Origin of the sequence: Aquabacterium parvum (genome assembly GCF_001447195.1) — a bacterium.
Lineage (GTDB): Bacteria > Pseudomonadota > Gammaproteobacteria > Burkholderiales > Burkholderiaceae_C > Aquabacterium > Aquabacterium parvum.
Genome location: NZ_LFRI01000109.1, coordinates 22776 through 42424 on the forward strand (window position 1 = coordinate 22776; position 19649 = coordinate 42424).

At 62.4% G+C, this 19649-nt stretch carries 18 protein-coding genes; 10 read left to right on the top strand and 8 right to left on the bottom strand.

Features of this window, described 5'->3' with window-relative positions; genetic code table 11:
- Window positions 1-3: 3 nt before the first annotated feature.
- Together ABG80_RS04420 and ABG80_RS04425 are read right to left on the bottom strand one after the other, a co-directional pair.
- Window positions 4-471, bottom strand: coding sequence for a cyclic nucleotide-binding domain-containing protein (locus ABG80_RS04420; protein WP_058086561.1), 468 nt, complete (start codon window positions 469-471; stop codon window positions 4-6).
- A gap of 144 nt (window positions 472-615) precedes the next feature.
- The gene (locus tag ABG80_RS04425) at window positions 616-2142 is read right to left on the bottom strand and encodes a tRNA modification GTPase (RefSeq protein ID WP_235513746.1); all 1527 of its coding nucleotides are present in this window, start codon (window positions 2140-2142) and stop codon (window positions 616-618) included.
- 182 nt (window positions 2143-2324) lie between these two features.
- Between ABG80_RS04425 and ABG80_RS23700 the strand changes: the two genes are divergently transcribed.
- Window positions 2325-2453, top strand: coding sequence for a hypothetical protein (locus ABG80_RS23700; protein WP_268760930.1), 129 nt, complete (start codon window positions 2325-2327; stop codon window positions 2451-2453).
- A gap of 103 nt (window positions 2454-2556) precedes the next feature.
- Here the strand turns inward: ABG80_RS23700 and yidC are convergent, their stop codons facing one another.
- From yidC to rpmH, 4 genes are all read right to left on the bottom strand, one after another.
- Window positions 2557-4263 carry a membrane protein insertase YidC gene (gene yidC / locus ABG80_RS04430; protein WP_058086562.1) on the bottom strand — a complete coding sequence of 569 codons (1707 nt, stop codon included), beginning with the start codon at window positions 4261-4263 and terminating at the stop codon, window positions 2557-2559.
- The gene (yidD, locus tag ABG80_RS04435; RefSeq protein WP_235513747.1) at window positions 4260-4514 is read right to left on the bottom strand and encodes a membrane protein insertion efficiency factor YidD; all 255 of its coding nucleotides are present in this window, start codon (window positions 4512-4514) and stop codon (window positions 4260-4262) included. Before yidD ends, yidC begins: the two co-directional genes overlap by 4 nt.
- A gap of 56 nt (window positions 4515-4570) precedes the next feature.
- Window positions 4571-5077 (bottom strand): ribonuclease P protein component, encoded by a 507-nt coding sequence (locus ABG80_RS04440; protein WP_083505807.1) that lies wholly within the window; start codon window positions 5075-5077, stop codon window positions 4571-4573.
- Window positions 5078-5221: 144 nt separating this feature from the next.
- A complete protein-coding gene (gene rpmH, locus ABG80_RS04445) occupies window positions 5222-5356 on the bottom strand; it encodes a 50S ribosomal protein L34 (protein WP_058086564.1) in 135 nt (44 codons plus the stop codon).
- A 303-nt stretch (window positions 5357-5659) separates the two neighbouring features.
- Between rpmH and dnaA the strand changes: the two genes are divergently transcribed.
- From dnaA to ABG80_RS22425, 7 genes are all read left to right on the top strand, one after another.
- Window positions 5660-7186, top strand: coding sequence for a chromosomal replication initiator protein DnaA (dnaA, locus tag ABG80_RS04450; protein WP_083505808.1), 1527 nt, complete (start codon window positions 5660-5662; stop codon window positions 7184-7186).
- A 330-nt stretch (window positions 7187-7516) separates the two neighbouring features.
- Entirely contained in the window at window positions 7517-8659 is a 1143-nt protein-coding gene (dnaN, locus tag ABG80_RS04455; protein WP_058086565.1) for a DNA polymerase III subunit beta, read from the top strand.
- A gap of 37 nt (window positions 8660-8696) precedes the next feature.
- A complete protein-coding gene (locus tag ABG80_RS04460) occupies window positions 8697-9818 on the top strand; it encodes a hypothetical protein (protein ID WP_152987455.1) in 1122 nt (373 codons plus the stop codon).
- Window positions 9819-9843: 25 nt separating this feature from the next.
- A complete protein-coding gene (locus ABG80_RS04465; protein WP_058086567.1) occupies window positions 9844-10797 on the top strand; it encodes a PEP-CTERM sorting domain-containing protein in 954 nt (317 codons plus the stop codon).
- Window positions 10798-10943: 146 nt separating this feature from the next.
- Window positions 10944-13469: a DNA topoisomerase (ATP-hydrolyzing) subunit B gene (gene gyrB, locus ABG80_RS04470; protein ID WP_058086568.1), complete on the top strand. Its 2526-nt coding sequence runs from the start codon at window positions 10944-10946 to the stop codon at window positions 13467-13469.
- Window positions 13470-13632: 163 nt separating this feature from the next.
- Window positions 13633-14703 (top strand): type I restriction endonuclease subunit R, EcoR124 family, encoded by a 1071-nt coding sequence (locus ABG80_RS04475; RefSeq protein ID WP_058086569.1) that lies wholly within the window; start codon window positions 13633-13635, stop codon window positions 14701-14703.
- Window positions 14704-15081: 378 nt separating this feature from the next.
- On the top strand, window positions 15082-15306 hold the full coding sequence (locus ABG80_RS22425) for a hypothetical protein (RefSeq protein WP_160322434.1): 225 nt from the start codon (window positions 15082-15084) through the stop codon (window positions 15304-15306).
- 389 nt (window positions 15307-15695) lie between these two features.
- Here ABG80_RS22425 and ABG80_RS04485 read toward each other — a convergent pair whose 3' ends face one another.
- On the bottom strand, window positions 15696-17012 hold the full coding sequence (locus ABG80_RS04485) for a type II toxin-antitoxin system HipA family toxin (protein ID WP_083505809.1): 1317 nt from the start codon (window positions 17010-17012) through the stop codon (window positions 15696-15698).
- Entirely contained in the window at window positions 17002-17313 is a 312-nt protein-coding gene (locus ABG80_RS04490) for a helix-turn-helix domain-containing protein (protein ID WP_058086571.1), read from the bottom strand. Before ABG80_RS04490 ends, ABG80_RS04485 begins: the two co-directional genes overlap by 11 nt.
- An 888-nt stretch (window positions 17314-18201) precedes the next feature.
- On the opposite strand from ABG80_RS04490, the gene ABG80_RS21870 reads away from it, so the two are divergent.
- Window positions 18202-18639: a restriction endonuclease subunit S domain-containing protein gene (locus ABG80_RS21870; RefSeq protein ID WP_152987457.1), complete on the top strand. Its 438-nt coding sequence runs from the start codon at window positions 18202-18204 to the stop codon at window positions 18637-18639.
- A complete protein-coding gene (locus ABG80_RS04500) occupies window positions 18636-19517 on the top strand; it encodes a restriction endonuclease subunit S (protein ID WP_160322435.1) in 882 nt (293 codons plus the stop codon). Before ABG80_RS21870 ends, ABG80_RS04500 begins: the two co-directional genes overlap by 4 nt.
- Window positions 19518-19649: the final 132 nt, after the last annotated feature.

Genomic DNA, 19649 nt, shown 5'->3' on the forward strand with positions numbered 1-19649 from the left:
CCCTCAAGCCGAGGGCAATTGCTGGGTCAGGTTGGCGCGCATGCGCCACGCCATCACGGTGCCCGCCCCCCTGAGCACCTCCAGCGCCACGGTGGGCACCCGCTGGGCCAGCTCCTCGAAGCGCTGCAGCCGCAAGGCAAACACCACCACGCTGCCCATGGCCTCGACATGGGCCATGCGGGGCACGTCGCCAAACAGACCGGGCTCGCCCACGATCGAGCCTGGGCGCAACAAGCCGATGCGCGAGGCCCCGGGGGGCGCCCCGGTGACGAACACCTGCAAAGTGCCCTGCCCCAGGAAATACAGCGTGCGATCGTGATCGCCCTGGCGCACCAGCAGGTCGCCGGAGCGCAACTCATGCCGGGTCAGGTACTGCGCAAAGGTGCGCCACTGCTGTGCGTCCAGACGCGGGCGGAACGCGTCTTCCGTGTTGAGCGTCTGAATGGCCTGGATCAGTGCGGTGGCGTCCATCTCGTGCGGGCCGGCGGGGGGCGACGGCAACTGTGACCGGAAGTGAACAATTTAATGCAAGCGTGGCCGGGCTGTCAGGGATTTGTGAGCCCAGCCCGGCGTGACCCATGCACGCAAACCACAGCTTCGTGCCTCAAAGGCGCTTCATTTGCCAATGCAAAAACGCGTGAAGATCTCGCCGAGCAAATCGTCAGCAGAGAACGCGCCGGTGATGCGGCCCAAGGCGTTGTGCGCCAGGCGCAATTCTTCGGCCAGCAAATCCAGGGCCCCGTCGCGCTGCGCCGCGTGCTCGGCGGCCAAAGCCAGGTGATCACGCGCATCGTGCAGGGCCTGCACATGGCGCTGGCGGGCGATGAACACCCCTTCGGGCGCTGCCTGCCACCCGGCTTGCTCCAGCAACAGTTTGCGCAGGGCCTGCAGGCCATCGCCGGTGCGCGCCGACAGCTGCAAGGCCGCGCCCGGTGGGTGCAGCTGCGGCAAGCCCGCGTGCGCGGCTTGTCCGGCCAGCGTGGCGTCGTCCAGGGCAGCGGCCCCCACGGCGTCCGCCTTGTTGAACACATGCAGCACCGTCACGCCCTGCGGCAGGCGCTGCGCGATGTCGGCGTCGGCCTGGGCGTAGACCGGATCGGCCCAGCGAGTGAGGTCATGCAGGAACAGCACCGCATCAGCCTGGCCGATGGCCTCCCAACTGCGCGCCATGCCGATGCGCTCGACCTCGTCGGACGCCTCGTGGTCGGCGCGCAGGCCGGCCGTGTCGATCACGTGCAGCGGCACGCCTTCGATCTGGATGGTCTCGCTGACCTTGTCGCGCGTGGTGCCGGCGATCGGCGTGACGATGGCCAGCTCGGCGCCGGCCAGCGCGTTGAGCAGCGAGCTCTTGCCCGCGTTGGGCTGGCCGGCCAGCACCACCTGCAGGCCTTCGCGCAGCAGCGCGCCCTGGCGCGCCTGGCGGAGCACGGCGTCCAGCGCGGCGGCCAGGCGGCTCAGGCGACCGCGCGCATCGGCTTTTTCCAGGAAGTCGATCTCTTCTTCCGGGAAGTCCAGCGTCGCCTCGACCAGCATGCGCAGGTTGATCATCTGATCGCGCAGGGCCTCGATTTCGCGGCTGAAGGCGCCGCCCAGCGAGCGGCTGGCCGAACGCGCCGCCGCTTCGGTGCTCGCATCGATCAGGTCGGCGATCGCTTCGGCCTGGGCCAGGTCGATCTTGTCGTTGAGGAAAGCACGCTGGGTGAACTCGCCCGGCTCGGCCAGCCGCAGGCCGGGCAGGCGCGCACGTGGATGCGAGCGAGGCGTCGCATCCGCCACGCCGGCGGCGTCCAAGCTGTCAGGCTCCAGCGCAACGTCAAGCTCGGCGGCCGCCTCCAGGCATCGCGCCAGCAGCAGCTGCATCACCACCGGCCCGCCGTGGCCCTGCAGCTCCAGCACGTCTTCACCGGTGTAGCTGTGGGGCCCCGGAAAGAACAGCGCCAGGCCATGGTCGATGGCCTCGCCTCGTGCATCCAGGAAAGGTCCGTAATGCGCCACACGGGGTTGCAGGGTGCGGGCGCACAAAGCCCGAGCCAAGGGCATCAAGCCACGGCCCGACACCCGCACGATGCCCACGGCGCCACGCCCCGGTGCGGTGGCAACGGCCACGATGGGCGACTGACGGTCCAGCCACGATTGCGACACCCTGTCTCCGATTCCAAGCTTGTGTTGACGACAGCCGGGATTGTCACCGCAGCAAGCCGCTCGGCTGACAACTGGTTTCACCTTCGCGTCACCGAGCCGGGCCAACAATGGCATCATTGCTGCGGCGCACAAATTGACTCCGTGCGTCAAATAGACATAAATCACGACAACGCGAGGCCGCCATGCTGGACACCTTGAAAAGCCTGCTGATGATCGGCTCACCCACGCAAACCGACGGGACGCTGTGGCCCTTCCTGCTGGCCGGTGCCCTGGCGGCGGCGGCCCTGCTCAACCGCATCGGCCGGGACTGAGACCAGGCCAACACGGCACCTGGTTCAAGCTTCCCAAGAAAAAACCGCCTGCCCCGAAAGGGAGCAGGCGGTTTTGCTTTCAGGCCGGGTCAGCGGCTGGCGTTCAGTTCAGCACACCCAGGCGCTTGTTGATGAACCACTGCTGAGCGATCGAGAGGATGTTGTTCGTCAGCCAGTACAGCACCAGGCCAGCCGGGAAGAAGAAGAACATCACCGAGAACAGCAGCGGCATGATCCACATCATCTTGGCCTGGACCGGGTCCGGAGGCGTCGGGTTCAGCCAGGTCTGCAGCAGCGTCGACAGCGTCATCAGCGCGGGCAACACGTAGTACGGGTCCATCACAGACAGGTCGGTGATCCAGCCGATCCACGGCGCGTTGCGGATCTCGACCGAAGACGACAGCACGGAATACAAGGCGATGAACACCGGGATCTGGATCAGGATGGGCAGGCAGCCACCAATGGGGTTGACCTTCTCTTCGCGGTAGATCTTGAGCATCTCCTGCTGCATCTCCTGCGGCTTGTCCTTGAGGCGCTCACGCAGCTCCTGGATGCGCGGGTTCAGCGCCTTCATCTTGGCCATCGACGCGTAGGCCTTGGCGTTGAGCCAGTAGAAAGCGGCCTTGAGCAACACCACCAGGGCCACGATCGCCCAGCCCCAGTTGCCGATCAGGTCGTGCAGGAAATTCAGCAGCAGGTACAGGGGCGCGGCCAGCAAGTGGGTCCAGCCATAGTCCTTGACCAGGTCCAGGCCGGGAGCCAGCTCGTTGAGCTTGTCTTCTTCCTGGGGGCCAACGAACAGCACCGTGTCCAGCGCCTTGCTCTGGCCGGCTGCGATCTCGCCCATGGGCAGCAGCATGCCGCTGGCGTACAGGTTGGTCGAGACCTTCTGCACGTAGAACTCGCGCGGCAGCTTCGGGTTGTACAGCCAGGCCGATGCAAAGTGGTGCTGCACCATCGCGACCCAGCCGTTGTCATCGGCCTTCACGAACTCGGTGCTGCCCTCGTCGATCTTGGTGAACTCCAGCTTCTGATACTTGCCCTTGTCGTTGAAGACCGCCATGCCGGTGTAGGCCACCGGGCCTTGCAGGAAGGCCGGGCCGGACGGCCCCTTGGGCGGCGTGCCGTCACGCTGGAGCTGCACATACAGCTGCGGGCTCACAGCGGCGGGCGAGCCGTTGACCACCTCCTGCTTGACGTCGATGGCGTAACCACCACGCGGGAAGGTGTAGGTCTTGACCAGCTTGACGCCGTTGACGGCTTCGGACTCCAGCTTGACGACCAGTGCCTTGGCGCCCTCGGCCAGTTCGCGCTCGGTGCTCACCAGCTTGAACGGGGTCTTGTGCGTGGGCAGCTGGAGCGAAGCGGTGCCAACCAGACCCGACTGAGCCAGGTAGGTGTGCACCTTGGAGTTGTCCAGCACCACCACGTTGCGGCTGCGGTCGTCCTGGTCCTGGTGCTTGAGCAGCTCCACACGAACCAGGCTGGCACCCAGGGTGTCGACCGTGACCTTGACCACGTCGGTGGTGAACACGAGTTGCTCGCTGGGCGCGGCGGCTGGCGCGCTGGCACCAGCAGCTTGGGCCGCTGCGGCAGCGGACGCGCCACCCAGGCCCTGGGCCGACTGGGGCACATCGGCCGCCGAAGCGCCCGAAGCACCGAGCGCCCCTTCAGGGCCAGAGGCCACGCTAGCCGCCGGTGCCGGCGCGAACAGGGAGGGCTGACCGGTGTGACGCAGCCAGCCATCCCACAACATCAGCAGCGAGACGGCGAACACCGACCACAGCAGGGTGCGACGCAGATCATTCATGGGTGAGAGGAATCCGACGAAGGGTTGGAAAAACGAGAAAACAGCTTGGGTGCCCGCTCGGGCACGGGGTCATGCCCGCCCGGGCAGCCCGGGTGGCAACGCAGCAATCGGCGTGCGGCCAGGTAGCTGCCAGCAGCCGGGCCATGGCGTTGCAAAGATTCGAGCGCGTACTGAGAGCAAGTTGGCGTGAAGCGGCAGGCCGATCCCAGCCAGGGACTCAGGAAAAACCGATAGGCACGGACCACGCCCATGAGCAAGGCATTGACCGCCCCGGACAACCCGCCCAGCAGTTTGCGCAAACCCTGCATCATGCCCGAGGACCCCCCAGGCGCGCCCAAAGCTCGTCCAATTCCTGGCGCACGGCGGCGCTCAAGGCTTCGGAAGCGGCGGACGGAAACAGCTTGCGGTCAAAGGGCGCGCGCAGGCGCACCACCCAGCCATCGACCTCAGGGCCATGGCGACCAGCCGCCAGCACCTGGGGCGCGTGGCGGCGAAAGGCCTCGCGGGCCTGGTGGCGCATCAGGGAGCGGGTGACCGAACGGCGTGCCTGTTTTTTGGGCAGCACCAGACCGAGCCGCCAGCGCGGGCTCTCGGCCATGACCGAGTCATCCACAAGCAGGCTCACCCCTTCGGCTGAGCCTGTTGACAACTCGCCTGCGAGCACTGACGCCGGCACAGGCTCGGGCACAAGGGCTTGCGCCTGAGCTGGCTCTGGCCGCAGCAGCACGTGCAAAGAAAAATGCGCGGTGCGGGCCACGGGACGCGTGCCCAGAGACCGTTGGAAATCGGCAGATTTCAGGCTGGGTGCACGCACGGCGCGGATGCTCGCAAGAGGGGTTCAGTCGCGACAAGGCCGGGCTGAACCCGGCCTCGTTGTCGCCAGCGGGGGCTGCTCACCCAAGGTGCGCAACCCACACCAGCCCATGCCGACGGTGCGTCGGCTGGGCCACTCAGTGGATCACAGACCCAGGCGCTTGCGGCCCTTGGCGCGACGAGCATTGATGACCTTGCGGCCACCCTTGGTCTTCATGCGCACCAGGAAGCCGTGGGTGCGGGCGCGACGGGTCTTGGAGGGTTGGTAAGTACGCTTCATGATGGTCTTTCAAGGCCATGCACGACATGGCTGGCCAGGGAGGATGTCTCAAAGTCTGCGCCCTCACAGCCTGAGCGGGCAGCCTGACAGACGGCAGAACCAGCGATTACAGCAGGTTTTCCCCAAATGGTCAATGCCCACCGCTCACCAGCGTGGATGAACGCCCCGGAACAGGGGCTCGATGCAGGGGGCCCTACCACGAACCATGGAGCTTGGCGAACGGGAAATTTCTGTGGATAACTGGCTTGCGAACGCGCCCGCCATGCTTAGAATTCGCCTCCCAAGGAAGGACTTGTCCACAACATGAGCGCTGCCGAACTGCCGCGGCCCCCCGCATCCGCCGACCACCGGCTCGACGACCCGGACACGCTCTGGCAACGCTGCTGTGCCCGCCTCGCCATGGAGATGCCGGAGCAGCAGTTCAACACCTGGATCCGGCCGCTGCCCCCCGCCGAGGTGCGCCGCGATGGCCCCGCCACCCAGGTCAGCGTGCGCGTGCCCAACCGCTTCATGCTCGACTGGGTGCGCACCCAATACAGCGCCCGCATCGAAGCCCTGCTGGGCGAAGAGCAAAGCGGCGAGGTCAAGCTGGAATTCGGCCTGGCACCACGTGCCGCCGCCCCGGTGCCGACCGCCCGACCTGGGCTGGTGATGCCGGGTCGCGCCCTGCCGCCCAACGCCGCGCTGAACCAAGCCAGCTCGCAGCAGGCCATGCCGCAGCAGCAGTTGCCCAGCGAACCCGAACACCTCAGCGCCCCCGAGCGACAGGCCAACCGCAACGGCCCGGCCATGGGCCACGGCTCGCCTCGCGTCATGGGCCTGAACCCCGCGCTGACGTTTGACAACCTGGTGCCTGGCCGCGCCAACCAGATGGCCCGCACGGCCGCCCTGCACGTGGCGGGCAGCCCTGGCCACATGTACAACCCGCTGTTCATCTATGGCGGCGTCGGCCTGGGTAAAACGCACTTGATGAACGCCGTGGGCAACGCCCTGCTGGCCGACAAGCCCGACGCGCGCATCCTCTACCTGCACGCCGAGCAGTTCATCTCCGACGTGGTCAAGAACTACCAGCGCAAAACCTTCGACGAGCTCAAGGCCAAGTACCACAACCTCGACCTGCTGCTGATCGACGACGTGCAGTTCTTCGCCGGCAAGGACCGCACGCAGGAAGAGTTCTTCAACGCATTCGAGGCCCTGCTGGCCAAGAAGGCGCACATCATCATGACCAGCGACACCTACCCAAAAGGTCTCGCCAACATCGATGAACGCCTGACCTCGCGCTTCGACTCCGGTCTCACGGTGGCCATCGAGCCGCCCGAGCTGGAAATGCGCGTGGCCATCCTGATCAAGAAAGCCGCCCAGGAAGCCATCGAGCTGCCCGAAGACGTCGCCTTCTTCGTGGCCAAGAACGTGCGGGCCAACGTGCGCGAGCTCGAAGGCGCCCTGCGCAAGGTGCTGGCTTTTGCCAAGTTCAGCCACAAAGAGATCACCATCAACCTGGCGCGCGAGGCCCTCAAGGACCTGCTGTCGATCCAGAACCGCCAGATCTCGGTGGAAAACATCCAGAAGACCGTGGCCGACTTCTACAAGATCAAGGTCGCGGACATGTACTCCAAGAAGCGCCCCGCCTCGATCGCCAAGCCGCGCCAGATCGCCATGTACCTGGCCAAGGAGCTGACGCAAAAGAGCCTGCCTGAGATCGGCGAGCTCTTCGGGGGCCGCGACCACACCACCGTGCTGCACGCCGTGCGCAAGATCGGCGGTGACCGGGCCAAGGACACCGAGCTGAACCAGCAGCTGCACGTTCTGGAACAAACGCTCAAAGGTTGACGTCAAACAATCCCTGTCGACGGCATTCAGGCGGTCCCTCGGGGCCCCCGCCACCCCACCAAGAGGCCCACGGGCCTCTTTTTTCATGCCCTGGCGCCCCAGGGTTGGCCCAGCTGTCAAGGCACAAAGCTGTGGACAAGAAAAGAACAAGCACCCCCTTGTCCACAGCCCGCCGCGATTTTCCAAAGTTGTTGTCTGTTGTCCCCATCGCGAAGCCGGGTACGATCCACAGAGTTGTCCGGGGCGTAAATCCTTGATGGATCAGGACAAAATAGCGTTGTTCACAGAAAAAGTCGCCCTCTACTACGACGACTAATTTGAAAGATCAAGATGATTGTGTTGAAAGCAGCTCAGGAAAAAATCCTCGCCGCCCTGCAGTCCGTCGGCGGCATCGTTGAACGCCGACACACCCTGCCCATCCTGGCCAACGTCCTGATCCGCAAGAACGGCCCTGAACTCGAGCTCATCACCAGCGACCTGGAAATCCAGATCCGCACCAGCGCGCAGCTCGACGGCGACGCCGGCAGCTACGCCACCACCGTGGGCGCCAAGAAGCTGGGCGACATCCTCAAAAGCCTGCCCAGCGACCAGACCGTGTCCCTCACGGCCAACCAGAACAAGCTGACCCTGCAAGGCGGCAAGAGCCGCTTCGTGCTCCAGACCCTGCCGGCCGAAGACTTCCCGCTGGTGCAAGAGGCCGCCGATTTCGGCCCCGCCTTCAGCATCCCGCAGAAGACGCTCAAGCTGCTGATCAGCCAGGTGCACTTCGCCATGGCGGTGCACGACATCCGTTACTACCTCAACGGCATCCTGTTCGTGGCCGAAGGCAAGACCCTGACCCTGGTGGCCACCGACGGACACCGCCTGGCGCTGTCTCAGGCCACGCTGGACGTCGAAATGCCCAAGCAGGAGGTCATCCTGCCCCGCAAGACCGTTCTGGAGCTCCAGCGGCTTTTGAAGGACGATGGCAAGGGCAAGGAAGGCGGCGATGGCAACGACAGCGAACAGCTCATCGAGATGCGCTTTGCCGGTAACCAGGCCAAGTTCAGCTTCGGCGGCCTGGAGTTCGTCACCAAACTGGTCGAGGGCAAGTTCCCCGACTACAACCGCGTCATCCCCAAGAACCACAAGCACCACATCACGCTGGGCCGCACCACCTTGCTGGCCAGCCTGCAGCGCGCCGCCATCCTCACGTCCGAAAAGTTCAAAGGCGTGCGCATGAACTTCGCGCCGGGCCTGCTGGGCATCGCGTCCAGCAACGCCGAGCAGGAAGAGGCCAAGGAAGAGCTCGAGATCGACTACGGTGGCGACACCTTCGAGATCGGCTTCAACGTCGGCTACCTGATGGACGTGCTGGCCAACATGAGCCAGGACATGGTGACGGTGTCCCTGCAGGACGCCAACAGCTCGGCGCTGATCACCAACCCCGAGTACGAAGGCTTCAAGTACGTGGTGATGCCGATGCGCATCTGAGGCGTCGCGCAAGCATCCCGCATCGGTCGGATGGCCGATGACGGATGGCCTGAATGGCCGAAACGGCCCCCGTTCACCCTTGAACGTGGGGCCGTTTTGTTTCGTCTGGCAACAGTTCAACCGTTCACCCGGTGGAACTTTTCTGCCGCATCGGCATAGTCATGCACCAGATCAGACCATTCAGGGAGCAAGAGAGATGAAACACGCTGTCGCGGTAGCTGTCGCGCTGACATTCGTTGGTGCCTGTCCGTCTTTGGCGCAGGCCGAAAACGCCGTGTTGTCCTGGTCGAGCGCGGCCGTGGACAACCTGGCCATTTCTGTGACCGACCTTCGACCGCAAGACGGCCTGCCGGCAGGCCTGACTTCGATCCGAGGGAGCACCGACCTGGTGGCCATCGAGGTGTATGCGGATCGTGGCCGCCCAGATTACGCGGGGCGTAGCAATTACCAAACCTCGCTGTTCAGTCCCTTTGTCCTGGACGCCAAGACCCCAGGCCAGGAAGCCGTGAGCCGCACCGACGCCACCGGCTTGAAGAGCGAGGTGAAATTGACGTCGAACGCCTTCGATGACCCTGTCAAGTCGATCGCGTTCTTCGACCCCACCTACCCTGGGACCATCGGTCCCGGTCGCTCTGCATGGGTCCGCAGCGAAGAGCGCTTCTCGCTGGCTGCCGGCAGCGAAGTAACCTTGTCGGGTTCCATCCACTTGGCCTCGGCCTTGAACCTCGACTCGCTGGCTGGCATGCCCTGGTTGTCGGAATTGGGCTCCAACAAATCGGTGCTAGCGACAGCTCAAGCGCGCAGCGAGATTGAGCTGAAGTGGTTCTCAGCAGCTGACCAGATCGAGGTCATCACAGAAGGACTTTCGTCAAGCTCGACTTATTGCTGCAACCGAATCCTCTCTGCGTCGAACACCACTGAACAGTACCTTGGTGCCTGGGGCGTCGGAGACGTCCGCTCCTTGCCTGGTCAGACTGATCCATCGTTCCAGTACGTTTTGCGAAACAACGGCAACGCCGCCATCGAGTTTTCGCTCTCGGTGACGACCCGTTCCACTTTTGGTGCGACCGTGACGGCCGTGCCTGAAGCCTCCGCTTGGGCCATGTCCTTGGTGGGGCTGCTGGCCTTGATGCCCATTTGGGCGCGTCGCCGCGCATGAACACTCATCAAAGGGAAGAACAAACATGAGCATCCGAATCAATTTGATTGCCTTGGCGGTCTGCACGGCAGGATCGGCCATCGCGCAAGAAGCCCCGGTCATCCAGGCATCTGCAGGCATCACCAACTTGCGCTTCGAATACAGCGACCTCCGCCCTGATGACGGCATGGCTGCTTCCTTGACGATCACGTCGCCTCGGGGCACGAGTGCGATGGTCACAGGAGGTGTCCAGTCAACTGCGATTGGCTTGGGTACGAGCGAAACGTCTTCGATGGGAACCAGGGGCCACATCCTGGATGGCAAGTCCTATGAAATCGCGCTTGTGAACAACGAAGCGACGTTCACCAAAGGCGCAGACAGCGCTGTTGCAAACCTCGCTGTTCAGCCATCCACCATTGGCAAGTCCACTTACGTGACCACGATGGAGGAATGGGGAGAGCAAACGGTGGGCGGCGGCTACTTCGCGTCGAGCATGGACGATGTGTATGGCCTCGCATTGACATTGGGTGCCGGAACAGAATTGAAGATATCAGGCTCCATTTTCAGCACACTCAGCTTGAAGACCGATTCGGTGATTGGTTTGACCCAGGGTCAGGAAATCTTGGTGTCGGCGAGCAACAGTGTCACCGTCGCCTTGCAACCGAAAGATTACTTTTATGAAGACCTGAGCGATGTCTTGGGCGAGGGACGTTACCCGTTTGAGCAAATCCGCCAATCGGTGGAACAAACGGTCTCACCGCTGGGCTCCGGGCCTGACAACGCAACCAGCGCCTCGGATTCCCGGACCTTTGAATTCGTGGCGAGGAACAGCCGCGACACCGCAGTCACCGTTCTCCTGTATGGCCGCATCTACTCCACAGGCTACTGGGAATCGTCAAGCGCCAACTTGCAGGTGCCCGAGCCATCCACCTGGGCCCTGATGCTCAGTGGCCTCTGCCTGGCAGTGTGGCGTGTGCGTCGCCGTCCCGCTGCAAGCTGAACCTGTTTGCCCGCCTTCGCCAAGCCGCTTGACAGTCCCAGAAGCCTCCCGGCCGAAGGGCCACAAGCAGCTAGAATCATGGGCCCCCAGTGTCACTGGCGGGCCCATGTCCTTTTCTGGCATCCACACCGAGCACCCCAGCGCCCATGACCGACGCCACCTCCCCTGACCAGACCCCCGATCAGCAGCCCGCAGCACCGGCCGACACCGGCTACGGCGAAGGCAGCATCCAGATCCTGGAAGGCCTGGAGGCGGTGCGCAAGCGGCCTGGCATGTACATCGGTGACACGTCGGACGGCACGGGCCTGCACCACCTGGTCTTCGAGGTGGTCGACAACTCCATCGACGAGGCCCTGGCCGGCCACTGCGACGACATCGTCGTGACCATCCACACCGACAACTCGATCTCGGTGACGGACAACGGCCGCGGCATCCCGACCGGCGTGAAGATGGACGACAAGCACGAGCCCAAGCGCTCGGCCGCCGAGATCGCCCTGACCGAGCTGCACGCCGGGGGCAAGTTCAACCAGAACAGCTACAAGGTCTCGGGCGGCCTGCACGGCGTGGGCGTGTCCTGCGTGAACGGCCTGTCCAAGTGGCTGCGCCTGACGGTGCGCCGCGACGGCCAGGTGCACTTCATCGAGTTCAAGCAGGGCGTGCCGCAAGACCGCGTGATCGAAATGCGCGACGGCGTCGAAGTCAGCCCCATGAAGGTCATCGGCGAGACCGACAAGCGCGGCACCGAGGTGCACTTCCTGCCCGACGTCGAGATCTTCAAAGAGAACAACGAGTACCACTACGAGATCCTGGCCAAGCGCCTGCGTGAACTCAGCTTCCTGAACAACGGCGTCAAGATCCGCCTGATCGACGAGCGCAACAACAAGGAAGACAACTTCGCCTACGCCGGTGGCGTCAAGGGCTTTGTCGAGTTCATCAACAAGGGCAAGAACATCCTCAACCCGAGCATCTTCCATGCTCAGGGCGACAAGGTCTCCGAGAACGGCACCAACGTCGGCGTGGAAGTGGCCATGCAGTGGAACGAGAGCTACAACGAGAACGTGCTCTGTTTCACCAACAACATCCCCCAGCGCGACGGTGGCACCCACCTCACCGGCCTGCGCGCCGCGATGACCCGCGTCATCAACAAGTACATCGAAGACAACGAGCTGGCCAAGAAGGCCAAGGTCGATGTGGGCGGTGACGACATGCGTGAAGGCCTGGCCTGCGTGGTGTCGGTCAAGGTGCCCGAGCCCAAGTTCTCCAGCCAGACGAAAGACAAGCTGGTGTCGAGCGAAGTGCGCGCGCCGGTGGAAGACATCGTCAGCCGCCTGCTGACCGACTGGCTGCTCGAGAACCCCATCGACGCCAAGATCATCTGCAACAAGATCGTCGAAGCCGCACGTGCCCGCGAAGCCGCCCGCAAGGCGCGCGAGATGACGCGCCGCAAGGGCGTGCTCGACGGCCTGGGCCTGCCCGGCAAGCTGGCCGACTGCCAGGAAAAAGACCCGGCGCTGTGCGAAATCTACATCGTGGAGGGTGACTCCGCAGGCGGCTCGGCCAAGCAGGGCCGCGACCGGAAGTTCCAGGCCATCCTGCCCCTGCGCGGCAAGATCCTGAACGTCGAAAAAGCGCGCTACGAGAAGCTGCTGACCAGCAACGAAATCCTCACGCTGATCACGGCCCTGGGCACGGGCATCGGGCGCGGTGCGGGCACCGACGACTTCAACCCCGACAAGCTGCGCTACCACCGCATCATCATCATGACCGACGCGGACGTGGACGGCGCCCACATCCGCACCCTGCTGCTGACCTTCTTCTTCCGCCAGATGCCCGAGCTGGTCGAGCGCGGCCACATCTACATTGCGCAGCCGCCGCTCTACAAGGTCAAACACGGCAAGCAGGAACAGTACCTCAAGGACGCTCATGCGCTGGACGACTACCTCATGAAGGTGGCGCTCGATGGTGCCGTGGTCGAGCCCGGTCAGGGCAAGCCGGCCATCTCGGGTGAAGCGCTGCAGGGCTTGGCCACCGCCTACGTCAAGGCCAACAACGTGGTCGAACGCCTGGGCAATTGGATGGACGTCGAGGCCCTGCGCGCGATCGCCAACGGCCTGACCTTGAACCTCGACAGCCTGGATGAGGCCGAGAAGAGCGCTGTGGCCCTGAAGGGTGCGCTGCACAACGCGGAGGTCACCGCCGAGTTCGACGCGCGCAGCGACAAGCACATCCTGCGCATCAGCCGCATCTTCCACGGCAACACCAAGTACTCGATCATCACGGCCGACTTCGTGCATGGCGCCGACTACGAAGCCCTGACGCAAGCGGGTCTGCAGTTCAACGGCCTGCTCACGCCCGAAGCCTTTGTGCGACGTGGCGAAGGCGAAAAGGCCAAGGAAGCCAAGGTGGTGGACTTCCGCGCTGCCATGGCCTGGTTGATCGGCCAGGCTGAGAACAGCGTGGGCCGTCAGCGCTACAAGGGCCTGGGCGAAATGAACCCCGAGCAGCTGTGGGAGACCACGATGGACCCGAACGTGCGCCGCCTGCTGCGCGTGCAGATCGAGGACGCCATCGAGGCCGACAAGGTGTTCATGATGCTGATGGGCGACGAGGTGGAACCGCGTCGGGACTTCATCGAGACGAATGCGCTGCGGGCGACGAACATCGATGCTTGATTTTGTAGGTTCTCATTGATCTTGCAAATATTCTCAGTACTTGCAAATCGCTGATACGGGAACGCCTGGCAATGCCAGGCGTTTTTGTTGGCGGTACCTATCGCGCTTACGATTCCGCTTGACGCTCTTCCGCGTGATCAAAAGAAATTAGAGTCTATTCACCGTGAACAAGCAACAACTCGCATCCAAGATCTGGGAGTCCGCCAACCAGATGCGCTCGAAGATCGAGGCCAACGAATACAAGGACTACATCCTCGGCTTCATCTTCTACAAGTACCTCTCCGACAAGCTGGTGGCCTTCGCCATGGCCGAGGGCTTCACGGACGAGGACTTCAGTGCGGTGACCGAGGACGATGCGGAGACCGTCGATCACTTCAAGTCCAACCTGGGCTATTTCATTGCCCACCAGCACCTGTTCTCGACCTGGCTGGATGACTTGGCGGCGCGGGCGGCCTTTGCCAAGCAGTTCAACCGGTTCAGCGCTATCTTGGAGGCCGCGAAGATCCAGGGCTTCAACTGGGACCAGTCGGTCTACGAGTTCGATACCGAGCCCAAGCAGTCGATTGCGGTGGCCCTCACGAAGCTGCAGTACCTGACGCTGCTGCAGCGCTACAAGGAGCTGGGTGTCGGTGGCGGCGGTGCCGGCGAGAGCATCCCCTTCGACATTGACAGCCACATCACTGAGATCGACACCGGCAAGATCGACGCGGACTACATGAACTCGCGCTTTGCCAAGTACCTCAAGGAGCTGGAGAGCAGTGACGGGGCGTCCAGTGAAGCAACCTTGGCCGAACTGCATCGGTCATTCACGTCGCTCTCGCAGGAGGACCAGAAATTCGCTGAGATATTCTTGCACGACATCCAGCGCGGCGATGTGCAGATCGACCCCAGTCGGACCTTCCGTGACTACCTGGCGGACTACAAGGCCAGGGCGAAGAACAAGGACTTTGCGGCTGTCGTTGCGACCCTGGGTGTTGATGCCACCAAGCTGGCAGCATTGCTGGACGCTCATCCGACTGAAGCCAACCTTAACGAATACGCGCGTTTCGACGACCTGCGGGCTACCGTGAACTTGGCGTCGGCCAAGGCCTACTTTGAGCGCATCGAAGGAGCGGCGTTGCCGCCCTTCAAAGTCAAGATCAGGGCTGACAAGGTGCTCAAGGATTTCCTGATTCGCGGGGTGTTGTCGGTGGAGGCTGAACCAGATACGTCTGAATTACCTCGGCTTCCCTAGACTGTTGGCTCAAACGTTCGTGAGGTCGGTTCGTAGGTTGATGCTGCAACGCGTAGTTGCGACACTAACTGGGACAGGGCGTTGATCTGGCGAAGCCGTTCCGGTGCAATCACTTCATGAGCGAAGCTACTGTTCACATGGCAGGCGAGCGGGCTGTGTGGGGGGGAGGTCACTCCAGCTCAAACTGTTGATGGCCTCGATGAGGGCCAGCGCTACTCAGGCCCAAAGAAATTGAGGTTGAGGATCCAGGTGGCGTCTGAATGTTGCAGATTCGAATCGAGATAGCTGCCGGGCGCCGCCGCCAAGTGCAACGACCGCTGATGTTCTGAGCAGACCGTCCTGCAGAAGACCCGGCCGGTAGGCGCTCGCAAGGACTTGGTGCTGGCCTACGCCTACTTCAACATCGCGGCATCCGGGGGCAATGAGCCCGCTGTCGAGATGCGCCGCCGCGTAGCTGCGCAGCTCACGCCGGAGCAGCTGCGCGAAGGCCAGGTGCTCTCGCGCTGGAATGTGGGCGAGAAGCTGCCCTCGCGCAGCACCACCGGGGCATCATCGCCCGCCCCGGCCCCGTCCAGCAGGAGCGTGCCCAAGGGCATGCTCTGAAGTCGAGCGCCGAGGGGGGGGGGGCCCGGCTCTGCCCGAAGGTGCCAAAAAAACGCCCCCCGGGGAACCGGTGGGCGCTGAAAGTGCTGCTTGAGGCTGCACAGGGAGTCTGGCGGTGGTGTCCATCCAATCGCCATGGTGGGTAGACCTAGTCTGGATGGAATCATCAAGGCGGGGCCGATTTCTGCTGGCGTTCGCACTCGGGCCGTGAGGTGATGGCATGGTGCGGATGCTTGGGTGGGTGCGCGGGCGAAGTCTTCGCCGCCGGTGCTGTGCGGCGGCAGCGTGGACACTGGTGGCGCCATCGCGGCGGGCTATGTCAGCCCCCATTTTTGATGGCGGTGAGCTCGTTTGATCGCAGGCGGGCCGGGCGCCGATGACCTGATGCCTCAAAAGTGTCTGCGCCGGCGCGGGGCCCTGGCTGCCTGCGCCGCGGCATCGATGGACGCATCAAGCGTCGCGGGGTGCTGAACGATGAATTCCGACATCGCGAACGCGCCGCGCGCAGAGGCGACGATTCGCTCGACATCTGCGGGCGGGCTGACCGGGGGGAGGGCCTGGCGCAGCCGCTGCTCCCACGAGTTGGCCACGTGAGCGCTGGTTCGGCGCAGGTACTCGCCCGCGGCCTGAGCATCGATGCCGAAGGTGAGGGCTGCCGAGAGCAGGTTCTCTGGGCTGGCCACGGTTGAGCCATTGAGAGCAACCGCCATCGACAGCACTGGCCACGGATCCTGGCCTGGCGGGGGCACGAGCTGAATCGGGGTGATGTCAAAGGCCGGGGACAGGCGCCAGCTGCCGTCGACCATCAGCAGCCCGTGGTTGCGAGGGTGATCGTCGACGTTGCCCACCAGGGCGTTGAAGGCCATGCGCTTGAACAACTCGAATCGGTCACCAGTGGGCCCGTGCGTGATGTTGCTCCAGCGGTGGGCTTCGTGCGCGAAGTCCAGGTAGGAGCGCCTGGGGTCGCCACGCACGCTGGCCGGCGCCAGGCGCAAAACGGTGTGTGCGCTGGCGAAGAGGCGGCGGCAGGGCCGGGCTGGATCGTCCTCGCGGTCGAAGCGATCGACCATGAACACCTGATGGCTTCCGATGGTGTGCAGGTCGACGGCCGGAGTGGTGATGCCGCATTCGCTCGCGAGCGACATGGCCACGAACTCAAGTGCCGGCATGCCCGGGCGGTCGCCGCGATCTTGCATTTTGGCCAGCCAGAGCCGGCCTTCGTGGTTGACGGTGATCTTGGGGCGCTCACCGCCTGCGCTGGTCTCCAGATCCGCGTTGACGGAGCGAATGGCGCGCGACGCCGGCGCGTGCTCGTCTAGGCGCGCGACCGCGGCGACCAGGTCATGGAGGTTGGGGGTGGTGCCGTTTTGCTTGCGGCCGATGTCCTCGCACACCGCGATGGCGCCAACACCGTCGCCAGCCCCGGCTTCAAGCAGCTCCATGTCGCTGAGATCGCGCCCGTGCTTGGCGTTGATGCGATCCTGACCGTAGCCCGATGGCTTGGCATCGGCGATGACGCCTGGCAGGTGCGGCGCGGAAATCGGCCGCGGGCCCAATCGCATGGCCACCGGGTCGATGCTGATCCCGCTTTCGATGAAGTCGCGCTCGTAGGCCAGCGAGTAGCCGGAAGGTGTGTGGGTGAGCGTACCGGCCATGGTGGGCGCAGCCTGGCCGGGCATCCAGACCCACAGGGGCTTACGAAGCATGGCGCCCCCCGGAGCCGAGCGTGCGCACGGCGAACTCGGTGATCATCGGGTCTCGCGAAGGATCGAGGATCTCGTCAAACTGCTCGAGCTGGTCCAGCGCGTGCAAGATCTTCATGAAGTTGCCGATGGAGACGCCATCGTTGCCTCCCTCGACCGCGTAGATGGTGCTGACGCCAACGTCGGCCAGGGATGCGAGCTGCGCCTGGGTCAGCGAGCGAGCCTTGCGCGCGATCTTGCAGCGCTCGCCCAGGCTGGCCAGCGTGCGGAGAACCCATGGAGGTGTCGTGCGAACCTTGCTCATGGACGGATTATCTATTGAGATCGGTCCGATAGCAATGAAAATTGCCTGCACTGCGGTCAGGCTGACGTAATCCCGGTCACCCCCAGAGGGGGGGCATCACTTGCAGAGATAGGAAGTGACCTGTTCCCTTCAGCCATACAAATCAGTTGGAGAGAGACCCAGACCATCTCTCAACGATGGCTCTTGGGTGCTGACCTTCTCTGATGACTTGCTGTTTTACGGCGAAATGCGAAGGACAGTTGTGATCTTCACTTGTGCGCTCTTTCACTCCTCATCCAAGATGCTCTGCTGTATGGAAGGGGCTGTCGCAGAGTTTTTCTGAGTGCCGAGTGCGAGATTATCGTGTAGACGATATCGAATATACAGTTAATGTATCAATCGCGACTTGTGAAGGTCATCAGAGCAGTTTTCTAAATGGTAGACTGATATGGTTTGAAGGGTGTAGGCACCCGCACAACTATGGGTATCCAGAGGGCAACTCGGCATGATGGTGCCGCCAGCCGGATTTGGCCATGAACGTGCGTATTTGAAGATGCTGGACCGGCTAACAGAGGTGGCCCCAGAGCAATGCATGGTAGGCGCTTGCGCATGAACTTCATGGCGCCTTATCGCCCGTTACTCTGTCCTGTTACCAAGCTATCGTTCCAGCAGCCATGCCGCTCTTCAACCGCGTAGAAATCCGAACCGTGCCTCGACAGGGCACGAGAAGGCCAGTCTGCTGCGCCCATCTGCTTGGATCGGCGGCAGAACTGCTGCTCGTCTTTCAGGCGTCGGATTGCAAACCGGGCGGTAACAAGGATCTGCGTTAAAGGCAGAGTTAGACGCGCAGTTGCTGGAAGACGCAACGCTTAATACTGAAATTGCTCATAATCTTGCCAAGGTGTTGCCGTGAGTGATCAACTCAATGGTGCTGGGAATTCTCTTGCTTGGGATGAGACTGAGTTCGGCAATTTGCCCTTGGGTTGGCGGGTAAAAACCGTGGGAGGATTGGTCGAATGCGGAATTTTGGCCAAGCCGCTTGATGGAAACCATGGCGAAATCCATCCAAAAGGCAGTGATTTTGTTGCCGACGGTATCCCGTTTGTTATGGCGACCGACATCAACGATGGAAAAATTGATCTTGTTGGCTGTAAATTCATATCTAAGCAGCAAGCTGACAGCCTGAGTAAGGGATTTGCAATTGCTGGCGACGTATTGTTGACTCATAAGGCAACTCTTGGGAGAGTGGCTATTGTCGGGCCTATATCGACGCCATACATCATGCTCACACCTCAAGTCACTTATTATCGAGTGCTCGACGCGAAAAAGTTAAGCAATCGTACTTGAGGTATTTCTTTGAAACCCCGGTTTTTCAAGAAATTTTACGCAATCACGGCGACAGCGGATCAACGCGTGCCTATATAGGCATCACGGCGCAGCGCGATCTACCTGTGGTTTTGCCGGCAACTTTGCATGAACAGAATGCTATTGCCGATTTATTGGCGAGTCTTGATAACAAGATTAATTTTCTTCTTCGCCAGAATCAAACGCTTGAAGAAATTTCCTATACGCTGTTTCGCCAATGGTTTTTAGAGAGTCAGAACGAGGGCTGGAATGAGCGGCCATTGAGCAAAATTGCAACCTTCTTGAACGGATTGGCTTGTCAAAAACACCCGCCGACAAATGATGTTGAGAAACTGCCGGTCCTGAAGATTCGAGAACTTAGCGGCGGTATTAATGAAACGTCGGATTGGGCCAGCAGCCTGGTGAAGCCCGAGTACATCGTCGAAGCTGGTGATGTGATCTTCGCTTGGTCTGCTTCCTTGATGGTCAAGCTATGGGACGGGGAGAGGTGCGTGCTGAATCAGCACCTGTTCAAGGTCACTTCAGACGAGTTTCCCAAGTGGTTCTATCTAAGTTGGTGCAAGCATCACTTGGCGGAGTTCATAGCCATCTCGGCTAGCCATGCCACCACCATGGGGCACATCAAGCGTGGTGATCTGGATGCCGCCATGGTGCTCGTGCCGCCGCCCGTTGTGCTGGAAGGCATGTCCCAGCAGATGCAACCATTGCTGGACAAGCAATCAGGGCAGCGACGGCCAACCCTCTTGGGCTCTCTTAAATTCGTCTGTTGGATGAGTGCCTATGAGTCAACAACGCCTGCCAACAAAAGAAAAACCATTTCAAAACAGCAACTTACGCCTCTCTTTGTCGTTGAGGTGTAAGCGTCCGACCAAGGCCCAACTTGGCAGCGCACGACTGGTCAGCTAGAGCTTGATTTCATACAAGCGATCCTGGGCGTCCTGCACGTTGAAGGCATTGGGATCGAAGGGGTGCCCGATCCATGCGGTCATGTC